At 65.9% G+C, this 15355-nt stretch carries 13 protein-coding genes; 5 read left to right on the forward strand and 8 right to left on the reverse strand.

Going from position 1 to position 15355, the window contains the following annotated elements:
- Positions 1–2 precede the first annotated feature (2 nt).
- The 8 genes from KVT37_RS27735 to KVT37_RS27770 form a co-directional block, all read right to left on the reverse strand.
- Positions 3–1667 carry a glycerol-3-phosphate dehydrogenase/oxidase gene (locus KVT37_RS27735; RefSeq protein WP_217578207.1) on the reverse strand — a complete coding sequence of 555 codons (1665 nt, stop codon included), beginning with the start codon at positions 1665–1667 and terminating at the stop codon, positions 3–5.
- Positions 1664–2431, reverse strand: a complete 768-nt coding sequence (locus KVT37_RS27740) for a DeoR/GlpR family DNA-binding transcription regulator (RefSeq protein WP_217578208.1) — start codon at positions 2429–2431, stop codon at positions 1664–1666. Before KVT37_RS27740 ends, KVT37_RS27735 begins: the two co-directional genes overlap by 4 nt.
- A complete protein-coding gene (locus tag KVT37_RS27745) occupies positions 2428–3954 on the reverse strand; it encodes an FGGY-family carbohydrate kinase (RefSeq protein ID WP_217578209.1) in 1527 nt (508 codons plus the stop codon). Before KVT37_RS27745 ends, KVT37_RS27740 begins: the two co-directional genes overlap by 4 nt.
- A gap of 83 nt (positions 3955–4037) precedes the next feature.
- Positions 4038–4904 (reverse strand): DeoR/GlpR family DNA-binding transcription regulator, encoded by an 867-nt coding sequence (locus KVT37_RS27750; protein WP_217578210.1) that lies wholly within the window; start codon positions 4902–4904, stop codon positions 4038–4040.
- A gap of 143 nt (positions 4905–5047) precedes the next feature.
- Positions 5048–5995 carry a D-ribose ABC transporter substrate-binding protein gene (locus KVT37_RS27755; RefSeq protein WP_217578211.1) on the reverse strand — a complete coding sequence of 316 codons (948 nt, stop codon included), beginning with the start codon at positions 5993–5995 and terminating at the stop codon, positions 5048–5050.
- Positions 5996–6112: 117 nt separating this feature from the next.
- The gene (locus KVT37_RS27760; RefSeq protein WP_217578212.1) at positions 6113–7165 is read right to left on the reverse strand and encodes an ABC transporter permease; all 1053 of its coding nucleotides are present in this window, start codon (positions 7163–7165) and stop codon (positions 6113–6115) included.
- Positions 7166–7185: 20 nt separating this feature from the next.
- Positions 7186–8724, reverse strand: coding sequence for a sugar ABC transporter ATP-binding protein (locus tag KVT37_RS27765; protein ID WP_217578213.1), 1539 nt, complete (start codon positions 8722–8724; stop codon positions 7186–7188).
- Positions 8721–9362 (reverse strand): DUF2291 family protein, encoded by a 642-nt coding sequence (locus KVT37_RS27770; RefSeq protein WP_254634305.1) that lies wholly within the window; start codon positions 9360–9362, stop codon positions 8721–8723. Before KVT37_RS27770 ends, KVT37_RS27765 begins: the two co-directional genes overlap by 4 nt.
- A gap of 793 nt (positions 9363–10155) precedes the next feature.
- Here KVT37_RS27770 and KVT37_RS27775 point away from each other — a divergent pair.
- The 5 genes from KVT37_RS27775 to KVT37_RS33585 form a co-directional block, all read left to right on the forward strand.
- Positions 10156–11748: an FGGY-family carbohydrate kinase gene (locus tag KVT37_RS27775; protein ID WP_308642785.1), complete on the forward strand. Its 1593-nt coding sequence runs from the start codon at positions 10156–10158 to the stop codon at positions 11746–11748.
- 1 nt (position 11749) lies between these two features.
- The gene (locus tag KVT37_RS27780) at positions 11750–13267 is read left to right on the forward strand and encodes a glycerol-3-phosphate dehydrogenase (RefSeq protein WP_217578215.1); all 1518 of its coding nucleotides are present in this window, start codon (positions 11750–11752) and stop codon (positions 13265–13267) included.
- Positions 13267–14199: a sugar phosphate isomerase/epimerase gene (locus KVT37_RS27785; protein WP_217578216.1), complete on the forward strand. Its 933-nt coding sequence runs from the start codon at positions 13267–13269 to the stop codon at positions 14197–14199. The genes KVT37_RS27780 and KVT37_RS27785 overlap by 1 nt, the downstream gene beginning before the upstream one ends.
- 40 nt (positions 14200–14239) lie before the next feature.
- Positions 14240–15202 (forward strand): sugar-binding transcriptional regulator, encoded by a 963-nt coding sequence (locus KVT37_RS27790; RefSeq protein ID WP_217578217.1) that lies wholly within the window; start codon positions 14240–14242, stop codon positions 15200–15202.
- A gap of 7 nt (positions 15203–15209) precedes the next feature.
- Positions 15210–15355: triose-phosphate isomerase (locus KVT37_RS33585; protein WP_254634309.1), on the forward strand; the 146-nt coding region annotated here is incomplete at its 3' end.

Genomic DNA, 15355 nt, shown 5'->3' on the forward strand with positions numbered 1-15355 from the left:
GGCTATTCGAAGCAAAATCGGTGCCGCTCGGTGAGCTCCTTCGACGTCGCTTCCAGCTCCTTCTCGCGCCGTCCGGCGTCCCACGCCAGCGCGGCTGCTGCGGTGTCGGCAATCTGTTCCAGGTTGCTGCGGCTGAGCCGGCCGGTGATCGCCAGTGCGGTGCGCCGCATGACGATGTCCGCCAGGTGGACGACATTTTCGTTGCGCGCCAGCCAATCGATTTCCGCCAGCGTATAATCGGACGCGCCGGCAAGCGGCTCGGCCTGTCGTTCGGCTTCATGCGCCAGGATGAGGCGGGCGGTCGTGCCATAGCGGTCGAGTAGCACTTCAGCGCGGGCCGGCGATGCGCCTGTTTCAGCCGTGACCGCAGATATCCAGCGGGCATGCGCTGCCGCATCGGCCGGAAAATTGCGACCGCCGCCGATGGCGAGGCTTTGCGTGCTCACCCGCCTGGGCTGGCCAAGCCTGGACAAAAGCATGTCCGCCACCTCTTCGGCGAAACCGCGGAAGGTCGTCCACTTGCCACCCACCAAGGAGACGATCGGCCAGGTGCGGTTGCCCTCGGTCTCCATGATGGGCGCCGAGTGGTCGCGGCTGATCAGGCCCGGCGCCGTGCCGTCCGATGCCGGCAGCGGGCGGATGCCTGAATAGGCATAGACGATCTGCTCGCGTCCGAAGGCAAGACCGGGCAGGAGCTCGCGCAGGCTGGCCAGGAAATAGTCGATCTCGTCATCCTCGCAGCGGACGGTCTCGGGGTCTGCGGCGCGGATGTCGGTCGAGCCGACCAGCGCCCGGCCGAGATAGTCGAACACCAGGCATATGCGGCCGTCATTGGCTTCGAAGTAGATCATACGGCCACCAAGCGCCCGTATCAGGTCGGGATGGTCGAGCACGATGTGCGAGCCCTTGGTGCCGCCGATCAGCCGTGACGGCGCGCCGAGCGCCGTATTGACATGGTCGATCCATGGCCCGGCCGCATTGACGACGATGCGCGGCTGGAAGCCGAGCTCGCCGCCGTCGGGCAGGGCGAAGCGCACGCCCCTGCCGTCGCTGCCCAGCAATTGCACGTAATTGAAGGCTTCGGATTCGGGGCTGGCCCTGACGCCGTCCTGAAGAAGCTCGAGTACCAGCCGCTCGGGATGACGAACCGTGGCGTCATAGTAGGTGCCGGCCGCGACGATGCCCGGCGTCAGCGGCGGGATCTCGCTCAGCGCCCGCGCCTTCGACCACATGCTGTGCCGCGGCATGACGCGGCGGCGGGCGCCGTAGAAGTCATACATGGCAAGGCCGATCTTGATTAGCAGAGCGCCGCGGCCGCGCGGAGCGGTCGTGCTGCCGAAAAGGGTGCGCAGCGCGGCTCCGATGCCCGTCAGCCAGGAAAAGATCGGGATGACGGTCGGCAGCGGCCGCACCGCATGCGGAGCATTGCGCAGCAAAAGGTTGCGCTCCAGCGTCGATTGCGCGACGAGGCCCAGCTCGCCCGTCTCGAGATATTTTATGCCGCCATGGATCAGCCGCGACGGCGCGGCGCTGGTGCCGGAACCGAAATCCGCCTTGTCGACGATCGCGACCCGCAGGCCCTGTTCGCACAGATCGCGAAACAGGCCGGCGCCGTTGATGCCGGCACCGATGATGAGGACATCGACATCGCGTGGTGTCCCGGTCATTGCACCGGCACGATCTTGAGATTGACCCCAGCCGCCTTCAGGCTGCCGGCGACCTCGTCGGGAAGGCCGTCGTCGCTGAGCACGAGATCGAAGTCGGTGAGGTCCGCGAACAGATGCAGCGCCACCTTGCCGAACTTGGAGGAATCGATGAGCAGCACGCTGCGCGAGGCGGCCGCGGCCATCGCCTGCTTTACGCGCACCACCTGCGGATCCTGGATCAGCGTCGCGGTCTTGTCGATCGCCGAAGCCGAGCAGATGAGCAGATTTACCCTGATCTTCTGTAGCGCGCTCTCGCAGATGTGGCCGATGAAGGCATTGTAGGTCGGATGGTATTCGCCGCCGAGCAGGATCAGCTTCAGCTCGTCCTTGTCCACCAACTGCTCCGCCAGCGACAGGCTGTTGGTGACGACGGTCAGCGGCGCGACCTGCGGCAGGAACGGGCCGAGCGCATTGGCGGTGGTCGAATCGTCCAGCAGCACGACCTGGCCCGGCTCGATCTCGGCCAGGGCTGCCCGGGCGAGCGCCCGCTTGGCCGCCGCCGCATGCGTCTCGCGGAAACGGAAGAGGCTTTCGTAGACGCCGGACGGTTGCGCGCTGACCGCGCCATGCAGCTTGCGCAGCACACCCTGTCGCGCCAGTTCATCGACGTGGCGATGGATGGTCATGCGCGAGACGCCGAACGCCGTCACGAGCTCGTCGATGCGCGCCTCGCCATGCTGAATGACATAGTCGGCAATGTCCTGCCGGCGATTGTCCGCGTTCATCGCGCTCCCCCTTCCGCCAGCGCTTCGATCGATGGCCAGGTATCGGCGAGGCGGTCGGCGATCTCGCAGTGCAGCCGGTAGCGCTTGTCCATGGCGGCGCTGCGCTCTGGGTCGGGCCGGTAGGTGCGGCCAAGCGCTGCGAGGTCGCGCGGATCATGCTGCGGCGAGGCGAACAGGCCGACGCCGGCGCCGGCGCAGAGCGCGGCGCCCCAAGCGGCGGCTTCCTCCGTCTCGGTCACCGTAAGCGGCATGCCGAGCACATCGGCGAAGATCTGCGCGAAGGCCGGGTTGCGGGAAATGCCGCCGGTCAGCCGCGCCTCGCGCGGCGCAAAACCTTCGCGCAGCGCATCGACGTGGACGCGGTGGTTGAAAGCTATGCCTTCGATCACCGCCCGCAGCATGTCGCCGCGGTCATGCCAGCCGCGCAGTCCGAGGAAGCCGGCGCTGGCGGCCGGGCCATGCGGCGAGCCGAACAAATAGGGATGGAAGAGCAGCGTCGAGGGCCGCGCCAATGCCGCCTCGATTTCAGGGCCGACGATAGCGTGGATCGAGCGCCCGTCGGCTTCCGCCGCCGCCCGCTCGGAACCGCACAGCGTGTCGAGGAACCAGTCGTAATTCGCCGCCGATGCCGGCGAGATCGACATATTGTTCCATTCGCCGGGCTTCAAACCATTGCGGCAGAACCAGCGGGCATCGATGCGCGGTGCGGCTGAAACCGTCTCGTTGATCGAATAGGTGCCGGCGACGATGGCGACCACGCCCTCGCCATAACCGCCGATGCCGAGCGCCGAGGCGGTCACGTCGTGCAGGCCGGCCACCACCGGGGTGCCGGCAAGCAGACCCGTGGCTCGGGCCGCCTGCACTGTCACGGCGTCGACGACCTCGTCGGGCCGAGCCGCCGGCGGCAGCGCATCGCCGAGCGCCTCGAGACCGAAGATCGAGAGAATGTCCGGCGCGTAGGCCTGGCTGTCAACGGCGGTGAACGAGGTGCTCGCTTCGGTGAGATCGGTGCCGAGACTCCCCGTCAGGCAGAAGCGCAGCCAGTCCTTGCAGGCGAGAACGTGGCCAATGCGGGCAAAGCGCTCCGGCTCGCGGTCGCGCATCCAGGCCAGAAGCGAAGAGGGCGCCGAGGCATGCGGCGTCTGACCGGTCCGCGACAGCGCCTTGCCGGCCGTGCCATCTGTTTTCCACCGGGCCGCAACGTCCCCAGCCCGGCTGTCCAGCGACAGGATGCCGTATCCAAGCGGTTGGCGGTCGCGACCCAGCATATAGAGCCCGTCGCCATGCGCGGTGGCGGCGACGGCGGCGATATCCGAGGCCGGTCTGCCGCAGTCCGACACCGCTTGCGCGATCGCTTCGGCGGCGGCGCGCCACAGCTCGTCCATGTCGCGCTCGACGTGGTGCGGCTCGGGCATGATCTGGGGCACCCGGCGGCGCGCCACCGCGAGCGGGGCGCCGGCCTCGTCGAAAACCACCGCCTTGGTGACGGTCAGGCCGCTATCGATTCCCAGCAGACAGGGCATGCGCTCCTCGCCATGCACATCGCGTGCATCTCCTGAGGTTTTCGCATAGCATCATGTTAAGTTAACATCAATGGATGTTACAATCAGCTAGCTGTAACATCTTCTTGTCGCACGGCGGCGACGACGACCGTCATGCCGCCAGCCTTCATCTCCTCGACCTGCCGCGGTGGGATTCCGTCGTCGACGATGATGACGTCGAACTCGTTCAGCGCGCACATGGCATGCAGCGCCCGGCGCTCGAACTTTGTGTGATCGGCCAGCAGGATGCGCATGGCGGCGCTGTCGAACATGGCGCGCTTGGTCTCGACCATTTCCGGCGATTGGTGGAACACCATGCCGTCGGTGATGGCCGACATCGACATGAAGACCCGATCGGCCCTCAGCCGCCGGATCTCCGTGACCGTGACCGGCCCCATGAACGCATTGCACCAGTTGTAGAACTGGCCACCAAGCCCGAGCAGCGTCAGGTCGCGCGTGTCCTTGAGCGCGTTCATCAGGGTGATGGAATTGGTGATCGCCGTCAGCGGCACGCGCGCGGCAAGATGCGGCACGAGCTGCAGGACGGTGGTGGAATCGTCGAAGAAGACGGCTTGTCCGGGTTCCAGGAAGGCTGCCGCCGCCTGCGCGATGGCGCGCTTCTCGGCTCCCTGGCGCGAGGAGCGGTAGACGTCGCTCGATTCGATGAGGCTGGTCGGGGCGGCCGAGACGATGCCGCGCGTCTTGCGCAGCAATCCCTTCTCGACCAGTTCGTCGAGGTCGCGATGCGCGGTCATCAGGCTGATGCCGAAACGCTCGGTGAGGTCCTCGATGCGCATCGTGCCCTCGGCCATGACGGCCTCGGCAATCATCCGGCGGCGCGCCAGCTGGCGCGCGTGGCGGCTGTCGGCTGGCACCTGATCCCCGGCAAGGGTCTTCAACGCCTGCTCGGGCCGAATCTCGCGATCTGTCATCCAAGCCTCTCCTGCCGATGCCATTCGCATATCTGGCGCCGATGGCAAGCGGGCACCTTGGGGGCGGGCAGGGTTTTGCGCATCGAATGCCTTTGCGCGGCAGGAAAAGGGGCGCGCAACGCCGCGCGCCCCAATCCGGCGGTTCACTGGGAGAGCGTGAACGGCCCGGTGTACTTGTCGACATTGTCCTTGGTGATCAAGGCGCAGTCGAAGAGCTGCTTCTCGGAGGCAGCGCCCGTCGAGCCGGTCTTGATGAACTTGTCGGCCTGCTTCACGGCTTCGGCCGAGAAGACCGCCACCGGCTGCAGCACCGTGTACTGCATCTCGCCCGCCTTGACGGCGGCGACCGCGTCCGGCGAGCCGTCGAAGCCGCCGACCTTCACCTGGGAGAGCTTGCCGGCTTCCTTCAGCGCCGCGATGGCGCCGAGGGCCATCTCGTCATTGCCGGAAATGACGCCCGCGATGTCGGGATGGGCCTGCAGCAGCGACTGCATTTTCTGATAGCCCTGGGTGCGGTCCCAGTTGGCGACTTCCTTGCCGGCCTTCTTGAGGTCCGGATACTGGGTGAGCACGGTCTCGTAGCCGTTCGAGCGTGTCGCCGCGTTGTTGTCGGCCGGGTTGCCGAACAGCTCGACATAGTTGCCCTTGTCGCCGATCGCCTCGACCCATTGCTGCGCGCCGATCGCCGCGCCCTGGGCGTTGTTGGAGACGAGCTGCGCCTTGGCGAGACCGTCCTGGTTGATCTCGGCGTTGACCAGGAAAACCGGGATGTTGGCGGCGATCGCCTTCTTGACCGCGCCGATCGAACCGTCGGCATTGGCCGGGTCGAGAATGATCGCCACCGACTTGTTGGTGATGGCGGTGTCGATCATGGTGCTTTCGGTGTTGGTGTCGCCCTTGTGGGCGCTGACATTGGCGGTGTAGCCGAGGCTCTCGGCCGTGGCCTTGGCGACCTGGCCTTCGGTGAGCCAGTAGGGATTGGCCGGATCGGTCACGATGATGCTGATCAAGCCCGCCGCCCAGGATTGGCTCGCCATCAACGGCAGCGCCGCAGCGGCGACCAACAGGATCCTTCTGGTTTTATCGATCATTTCTCTCACTCCCTCTACAGATTGCGGTTTCGGATTGCGGTTGCCGATTTGTCTCGGCCTTCTTTCCGGCACTGTCTCCTTGCGGTCCCGGAGAAGCTTTTGGCGGGGCCTGCGGCGTCACTGTCGGACGCCGCGGGCCCCGTATTGGATGGTGTTCATGAGCACGGCGAGCACGATGACGGCGCCGGTGAAGACGGTCTGCCAGTAGGAGGACACGCCGATGATGACGAGGCCGTCGGAAAGAAAGCCGATGACGAAAGCGCCGAGCATGGTGCCACGCACGGTACCGCGCCCGCCGGTCAACGCGGCGCCGCCGATGACGACCGCCGCGATCGCGGTCAGCTCGTAGGTGGTGCCGGCGGTCGGCCCTGCCGACGTCAACTGCGAAGAGAGCACCAGGCCGGCAATCGCCGACAGGATGCCGGAAAGCGTGTAGACCGTGATCTTGACCCGCTTGACCGGCACGCCCGACAGGTCGGCTGCGTTCTCGTTGCCACCCGCGGCATAGAGCCAGCGGCCGAAGGAAGAGCGGCTGAGCATCAGCCCTGTCAGCACGGCAAGCGCCGCCAGGACCAGCACGCTGATCGGCACCCCGAAGAGCCGGTTGAAGCCCAGCCAGTCGAAGCCGGTGTTGCCGAGCTCCGGCCGGCCGGCGAGATTGTTGTAGGTGAGGCCGTTGGTCTGCAGCAGCGCGATGCCGCGCGCCATGTACATGACGCCAAGCGTGGTGACGAAGGCCGGCACCCTGAACAAGGCGATGAGGATGCCGTTGAGCGCGCCGAGCGCGGCGCCGAGCGCGCAGGTCAGCACGACCACCGCCCACACAGGCGGAAACAGGATGACGCCGAGCGGTTTCAACTCCACGCCCTGCATGAGCGCGCCGGCGACGACGCCGCACAGCGCCAGGATCGAGCCGACCGAGAGGTCGATGCCGCCGCTCAGGATCACCACCAGCATGCCGATCGCCAGGATGCCGTAGATGGCGACATGCGAGGACATGATCAGCAGATTGGAAACGGTGAGGTAGTTCGGCGACAGGAACGAGAAGGCGATGATGATGGCGATCAGCGCGAAGAAGGCGCGGCCCTTCAGCAGGAGCTTGATGGGGCTGGTTGTCCCCCTCAGGACTGTGGCCGGGGCAGAGATGCCGTTGGCGCTCGGTTGCGTCATAGTTCTTTCCCGTGCTCCGCTCAGGCCGCCACGGCCTCGCCCGAGGCGGCCATGATCTTTTCCTTGGTGATGTCCGAAGTGAACTCGGCCGAGATCCGCCCGCGCCGCATGATGATGATGCGGTGGGCGATCGACAGGCACTCGTTGACTTCCGATGTGGTGAAGACGACGGCCTGCCCGGCCGCCGCGTGATGAGCCAGAATCCGGAACACCTCGGCCTTGGCGCCGATGTCGATGCCGCGGCTGGGTTCATCGAGCAGGATGACCTTCGGATCGGTGGCGAGCATCTTGCCGATGACCACCTTCTGCTGGTTGCCGCCGGACAGCGACCCGATCGGCACGTCCGGTCCGTCGGTCTTCACCGTCACGTCCCGGATCGATTTCTGGATCAGTGCCTGCTCGAGCCTGACGGAGGTGAATATCCCGCGCGTGAATTCCAAGATCGAGGCGAGTGAAAGATTCTGCCCGACCGACATCGTCTGGACGAGACCGTAGCGTTGGCGATCCTCGGGCACGAGCGCCAGGCCGCGGGCGATGCGCTCGCCGATGGCGAGGTGGGAAATCTCCTTGCCTTCGAGCACGATCTCGCCGGACGTCGCGCTCAGTTTGCCGGCGACGGTTTCGAGCAGTTCGGTCCTGCCGGCCCCCATCAGGCCATAGATGCAGACGATCTCGCCGGCCCTGACGTCGAGCGACATGCGGTCGACGACGTTGTAGCCGCCGCCGGCCGGATCCGGCACGGTCAGGTCGCGGACCGAGAGCATGACCGGACCGAATTCGTGGCCGGTCGGCGGATTGCCCAGGTCATAGTTCTCGCCGACCATGTTGCGCACGATCCATTCAAGATCGATATCGGCGCGCGGCGCGTAGGCAGTCATGTTGCCGTCCCGCAGCACCACGGCGTGATCGGTGATCTGCAGGGCCTCCTCCAGATGGTGCGAGATGTAGACGATCGACACGCCTTTGGCGGTTAGGTCGCGGATCACGCTGAAAAGAACCTCGACCTCGGTGGCGGAAAGCGCCGATGTCGGCTCGTCCATGATCAGGATCCGGCTGTCGACCGAAAGCGCCCGTGCGATCTCGACGATCTGCTGTTGTCCCAGCCGCAGTTCCTCGACAGGGGTGAGCGGATCGATGTCCTCCTCGAGTTCCTCCAGCAGCTTGCGGACCTGGCGTTCCTCCTCGGCGTAGTTGACGCCGGTCGGGCCGGTGATCTCGCGCCCCATGAAGATGTTGTCGCGAACCGACAGATTGGGCGCGAGGCTGAGCTCCTGATGAATGATCGAGATGCCGTGGTTTCGCGCGTCGGTGGAGGAGGAAAACACGATGGGCTGGCCGTCGAGAACGATCTCGCCGGACGTCGGCTGCACCACGCCGGAAAGGATCTTCATCAGCGTCGACTTGCCGGCGCCGTTCTCGCCGAACAGCGTCGTCACCTGGCCGCGGTGAATGTCGAAATTGACACCCTTCAGCGCCCTCACGCCGTTGTACGACTTGGCGATGTTGCGCGCCGCCAGAACCACTTCGCCGGCCTGCCGGGAGGTTGCAGCGTCGCTCATTTGACGGTGACCTTGACCGGCGTGATCAGCCAGTTCTTCGGGTTGATGAGGCGGAAAACGCCGAAGATCTCCAGCGTCTTGCCGGACAGGCTGGCGGTGTCGATAGCGTCGAGGGTTGCCTTCTTCATGGCGCGGTTGATGCCGGAGCCGGCGTCCTGGAATTCGATCTGGTTCTTGAACTTGCCGAAGACGATGTCGCCTGTCGCATCGCGCAGATCGGTGCCGTTGATGGCCGGGCCGGCCTGCACCCGAACATGGATGTCGGCTGGCACGCCGTCGGCCTTGAGCTCGTAGACGCCGGATTTCGCCTCGCCCGCCACCGCCGTCAACCTGATCGGGATGATCGCGCCGGTCGACGAGGCGGTTCCGTATTGCTTGGCGGCGGCATTCTTGTCGGCCATCACCGCCGGCCCGAAGGTTGCGGCGTTGACGGCGTGCTCGACGACGAAGGCCTGAATGCGCGGGAATTCCTTTTCGCCGAACCGGTCGGGCGAAAACGCCTCCTGGCTGACGTCGGCGGACGATCCGATCTGGACCACCTTCGTGTCGAGCGCGATCGCGGCAAGGACCACGACGCCGAGACCGATCGCGATCGTCAGACTGCGGCGCGGCGCGGCGGGGGCCTTAGGGGTCGACATGGCATTCATCATTCAGAGCCTTGCCGGCGATGGAACGAGGCGGGCAGGGGCCGCTGCGGATGCACGAAGCATGCCTGCCGCCGCATGGTGACACGGCATAGTGGGGTCGCTTGCTTGCATCGATTTTCTCCACCCTTGAGCGTCGATGCAGCGTCTTCCTCCCACTGCATCCACGTCCATCTGTCAGAGTTATGTTATGTTAATGTTATCTTCTGCGTCAAGCATGTTAGATCGTAATTCCGTTTGGTCCGGATTTTTGGCTCGTTGGAAGGGGTTTCCGGTTAGGCGATCTTCAAAACGGCATCTCCCGGAGCAGCCTCTCACTGTCGATTGCCGCTATCGCCGATCGTTGAGATTATCCATCTCGCAGGCACGGCACGGCAATGCTGCAGGAGCGAATTGATTGGCAGTACGCTGTTGATTTCAATAGAAATTATGTCCGCCGCGCGGTGCTGCGACGCAAGCTGGAAACAAGCCTGATGCATCCGGTCGCCTGTTTGCCCACTCTTCCGTCCGCCTGCCGGAGACGACGGAGGGCGGATTGTCGAGTTCCTCCTGACTGATATCAGCCTAACTGAAAAAATTTTCGATGTCTGCAAAAAAAATCATGCATTGTGTTATTTCCATGATAACTTAGAATGAACTGCGTAAGGCGCCGTTACGGAGGAGTGTGCAACGGCGTATCTTTCGCCGCCGCCCGCTCGCGGGTGGGATTTCAGGTGGAAAATCAGGAGGAGACGGACATTGCCCTGTTGCCGATCCAGGCATGGTCGCATCGGATGCGGAGAGACCCGTGGCCGGCGCTGACGTCATCATAGGTATCGATTCCGGCACGTCGGTCATCAAGGCGGTCGCCTTCGAGCTGAACGGCCGCCAGATCGCTTCCGCTTCGGTTCCGAACCGCTACGCGTCCGGCGCCGACGGTTCGGCGACGCAGTCGCTCGCCCAGACCTGGAGCGACTGCGCGGCTGCGCTTCGAGGGCTCGGCGACAAGGTTGAAAACCTGGCGGCGCGCACCGCTGCGCTCGCGGTGACCGCGCAAGGCGACGGCACCTGGCTCGTGGGTCGGCAAGACAAGCCGGTCGCGGATGCTTGGCTGTGGCTCGATGCCCGCGCCGCGCCCACTGTCGAGCGCCTGGCCGCCGGCCCGCTCGGCCGCGCCCGTTTCGAGGCGACGGGAACCGGGCTCAACACCTGCCAGCAGGGCAGTCAGATGGCCCATATGGACCGCCACGCGCCCGAGCTTCTCGACCATGCCGAAGTGGCGCTGCACTGCAAGGACTGGCTCTATCTGAACCTGACCGGCGTGCGCGCCACTGACCCGTCGGAATCAAGCTTCACCTTCGGCAATTTCCGCACCCGCCGCTACGACGACACGGTCATCGAGGCGCTCGGCCTTTCCGGCCGGCGCAAGCTCTTGCCCGAGATCGTCGACGGCACGATGGTAACCCATCCGCTTACCGCCGCGGCGGCGGCCGAGACCGGGCTGAAAGCCGGCACGCCCGTCAGCCTCGGCTATGTCGACATGGTGATGACCGCGCTCGGCGCCGGGGTCTGCGGCGGCGAGGGGGATGTCGCTTGCTCGATCGTCGGCTCGACCGGCGTGCACATGCGGGCCGTGCCGACGGGCGCCGTGCACCTCAACAAGGAGGGCTCGGGCTACGTCATCACCTTGCCGGTCCCGGATCTGGTGACGCAGGTCCAGACCAACATGGCGACCACGCTCAACATCGACTGGGTTCTTGGTCTCGGCGCGGATGTGCTGAAGGTATTCGGGCAGGAGGCCAGCCACCGCGATCTGGTCGCCCGCATCGATCGCTGGCTCGGCGACAGCCAACCCGGCCAGATCGTCTATCATCCCTATATTTCGGAGGCCGGCGAGCGCGGGCCGTTCGTCAATGCCAACGCCCGCGCCGGTTTCGTCGGCCTGTCGGTAAACCATCGCTATCCGAGCCTCGTGCGTGCCGTCATCGAGGGGCTGGGGCTCGCCATGCGCGACTGCTACGCGGCGATGGGCGACCTGCCGTCGGAGCTGCGACTGTCGGGCGGCGCGGCCCGCTCGCAGGGATTGCGCGGCATCCTGTCTGCGGCGGTTCACGCGCCGGTGCGCGTCTCTTCGCGCGAGGAGGCGGGTGCCGCCGGCTGCGCGATGATGGCGGCGGTCGCCATCGGCGCCTATCCCGACATGGGCGCCTGCATCGCCGACTGGGTCACGCCGCTGCTCGGGCCCGTCGAGGCGCCCGATCCGGCGCTGATCGGCGTCTATGACGGGCTGTTTCCGGCATTCGGCGCGGCACGCCGTGCCCTGGGGCCGGCCTGGGACCTTCTGGCCGCTCAGCGCCGCAATGCGGCTGGCGCCTTTGCCGAAACGCCGGAAGGAGCATAGGATGGGGCCAGAGCCGAAAACGGTCGACCTCTTCGTCATCGGCGGCGGCATCAACGGCGCCGGCATCGCGCGGGACGCGGCAGGCCGCGGCCTGTCGGTCGTGCTGTGCGAAAAGGACGACCTTGCCGAGGGCACGTCCTCGCGCTCCGGCAAGCTTGTGCATGGCGGCCTGCGTTATCTCGAATATTACGAGTTCCGGCTGGTGCGCGAAGCATTGATCGAACGCGAGGTTCTGCTCAAGGCCGCGCCTCATATCATCTGGCCGATGCGCTTCGTGCTGCCGCACAGCCCGCAGGACCGGCCGGCCTGGTTGGTGCGGCTCGGCCTGTTCCTCTACGACCATCTGGGCGGCCGAAAGAGGCTGCCGGGCACGCGCACGCTCGACCTCGAGCGCGATCCGGAAGGAACGCCGTTGCTCGACCAGTATACGCGCGGCTTCGAATATTCCGACTGCTGGGTGGACGATGCGCGGCTGGTGGTGCTCAACGCGCTCGGCGCCGCCGAGCGCGGGGCCGAGGTGCTCACCCGCTCGCCCGCCGTCTCCGCCCGTCGCGAGAATGGCGCCTGGACGGTGGCGGCGAGAAACGCCATGACCGGGGAAACGCGCGTCTTCCGCGCTCGCTGCCTCGTCAATGCCGCCGGCCCCTGGGTTTCGGACGTCATCGGCCGCGTCGCGGGATCGAACTCGTCGCGCAATGTGCGCCTGGTCAAAGGCAGCCACATCATCGTGCCGAAGTTCTGGCAGGGCGCCAATGCCTATCTGGTGCAGAACCACGACAAGCGCGTCATCTTCATCAACCCCTATGAAGGGGACATGGCGCTGATCGGAACCACCGACATCGCCTATGACGGCCGCGCCGAGGACGTCAGGGCCGACGAGGCCGAGATCGACTACCTGCTTGCGGCGGTGAACCGCTACTTCAAGGAGAAGCTGCGGCGCCAGGACGTGCTCTACTCCTTCTCCGGCGTGCGGCCGCTGTTCGACGACGGCAAGGGCAACCCGTCCGCGGTGACGCGCGACTATGTCTTCGACCTCGACGAGACCGGCGGCGCGCCTTTGCTCAACGTCTTCGGCGGCAAGATCACCACGTTCCGCGAATTGGCCGAGCGCGGCATGCACCGGCTGAAGCATGTTTTCCCGAAGATGGGCGGGGACTGGACCGAGACCGCGCCGCTGCCCGGCGGCGAAATCCCCAATGCCGACTACGAGACCTTCGCCAACGGCCTGCGCGAAGCCTATCCGTGGATGCCGCGCGATCTCGTCCATCACTACGGCCGGCTCTACGGCGCGCGCACCAGGGAGCTCGTCAAGGACGCGGCCGGCCTCGATGGCCTTGGCCGTCATCACGGCGGCCTGCTCTACGAGGCGGAGGTGCGCTACCTCGTCGCCAGGGAATGGGCGCGCACGCCCGACGACATCCTGCTTCGGCGCACCAAGCACCATTTGCATCTCACCGCGGCAGAACGGGACGCCTTCGCCATGTGGTTCGACGCCGAGCGCCTGGCCGAGGCCGCGTGATGGCGCTGACGATTTCCCTGAACACCAACCCGCTGGTCAACCGTTTCGCCGATCCGGACGATCTGGTCGAGACCGTCGCGCGCGACCTCAGGCTGCGCGATCTGCAGCTGACGCATGAGTTCATCAATCCGAGCTGGCCGGCGCCGGTGATCCGGCGCCTGACCCGGCAGATGATCGCGGCCCTGCGGCGCACCGGCGTGCGCGTCACGAGCGGCATGACCGGCCCCTATGGCCGGCTCAACCATTTCGGCCATCCCGACAGCGATGTGCGCCGCTACTATGTCGACTGGTTCAAGACCTTCGCCGACATCACCGCCGATCTCGGCGGCGTCTCAGTCGGCACCCAGTTCGCCATCTTCACCTACAAGGATTACGACGATCCGGCCCGGCGCGAGGAACTGATCCGGATCGCGGTCGACTGCTGGGCGGAGGTGGCCGAGCACGCCAAGGCAGCCGGGTTGCGTTACGTTTTCTGGGAGCCGATGAGCATCGGGCGCGAGTTCGGCCACACGATCGCCGAATGCCTGAAGCTGCAGGACAGGCTGACCAGGGCCGACATGGCCGTGCCGATGTGGATGATGGCCGACATCGACCATGGCGATGTGACCAGCGCCAATCCGGACGACTACGATCCCTATGCCTGGGCCCGCGCGGTGCCAAAGCTGTCGCCGATCATCCACATCAAGCAAAGTCTCATGGACAAGGGCGGGCACCGTCCCTTCACCGCTCAGTTCAACGCCAGGGGCCGCATTCATCCCGAGCCGCTCATGAAGGCTTTCGCCGAAGGCGGCGCCGTCGACAACGAGATCTGCCTGGAGCTGAGTTTCAAGGAACGCGAGCCGGACGATCGGCAGGTCATCCCGCAGATTGCCGAGAGCATAGCCTTCTGGGCTCCCCATATCGACACGGGCGTGCAAAGCCTGAATATCTGAGCCGCTGAGAATGGCCCAAACGCGCGATTAAGGACTGCAGATGCCGAAACGCCCAGGTCAACTGGACCCCGAAGGATCGCTCGCGATCCGTGCCGCCTGGCTGCACTACGCCGGCGGCCTTACCCAGGCCGAGGTTGCGAAGCGACTGGGACTCCCGTCGGTCAAGGCGCATCGGCTGATCGCCCGGGCCGTCGCCGACGGCGCGGTCAAGGTCTCGATCGACGGCGAGGTCGTCGAATGCGCATTGCTGGAGAACCAGCTCTGCGCCCGCTTCGGGCTGGACTTCTGCGAGGTCGCGCCGGACCTGGGCGAGGATGGCCTGCCATTGCGGGCGCTGGGGCTGGCGGGCGCCGGTTTCCTGCGTCGCGAGATGGAGCGCGGCGAGGATAGGGTCATCGGCATCGGCCATGGCCGCACGCTCGCCGCCGCGGTGCATCAGCTGCCGCGCTTCGAGGCGGCTGGCGTCCGCTTCGTCTCGCTGCTTGGCGGCCTGACGCGCAACTATGCCGCCAACCCGCACGACGTCATGCATCGACTGGCCGAAAAGACCGGCGCACAGGCCTACGTCATGCCGGTACCCTTTTTTGCCAATTCCGCGGAAGACCGCGAAGTGCTCTTGGCGCAGCGCGGCGTGCGGGAAGTCTTCGAGATGTCGAACCGGGCGACGCTGAAATTCGTCGGCATCGGCACGGCGGATGCAGGCGCCCAGCTCGTGGCGACTGGCATGATCGAGCCGCGTGAGATTGGCGAGATCACCGCCGTCGGCGGCGTCGGCGAAATGCTCGGCCACTTTTTCGATGCGCGCGGCCGGGTGCTGGAGACGACGCTGACCGCCCGCACGCTCGCCGTCGATCTGGACGGGCCGGCGGATAGCCGCATCATCGCGATTGCCGGCGGTCCGACAAAGGTAGAGGCGGTCCGCGCGGTGCTCAAAAGCGCGCGGCTGAAGGGTCTCATCACCGACGAGTCGACAGCCAGGGCTCTGGTGAACGAAACGGAATGACCATCGCATGACGCAGTCCAAGCATGTCTGGATCGGCACGAGCTGGAAGATGAACAAGACGCTTGCCGAGGCGCGGGCCTTCGCCGGCGGGCTGCTTGCCGAACCGGAAGGCGATCCGCGCATCCAGCGCTTCGTCATCCCGCCCTTCACCGC

This window comes from Mesorhizobium sp. GbtcB19, assembly GCF_019091085.1.
Classification (GTDB): domain Bacteria; phylum Pseudomonadota; class Alphaproteobacteria; order Rhizobiales; family Rhizobiaceae; genus Mesorhizobium.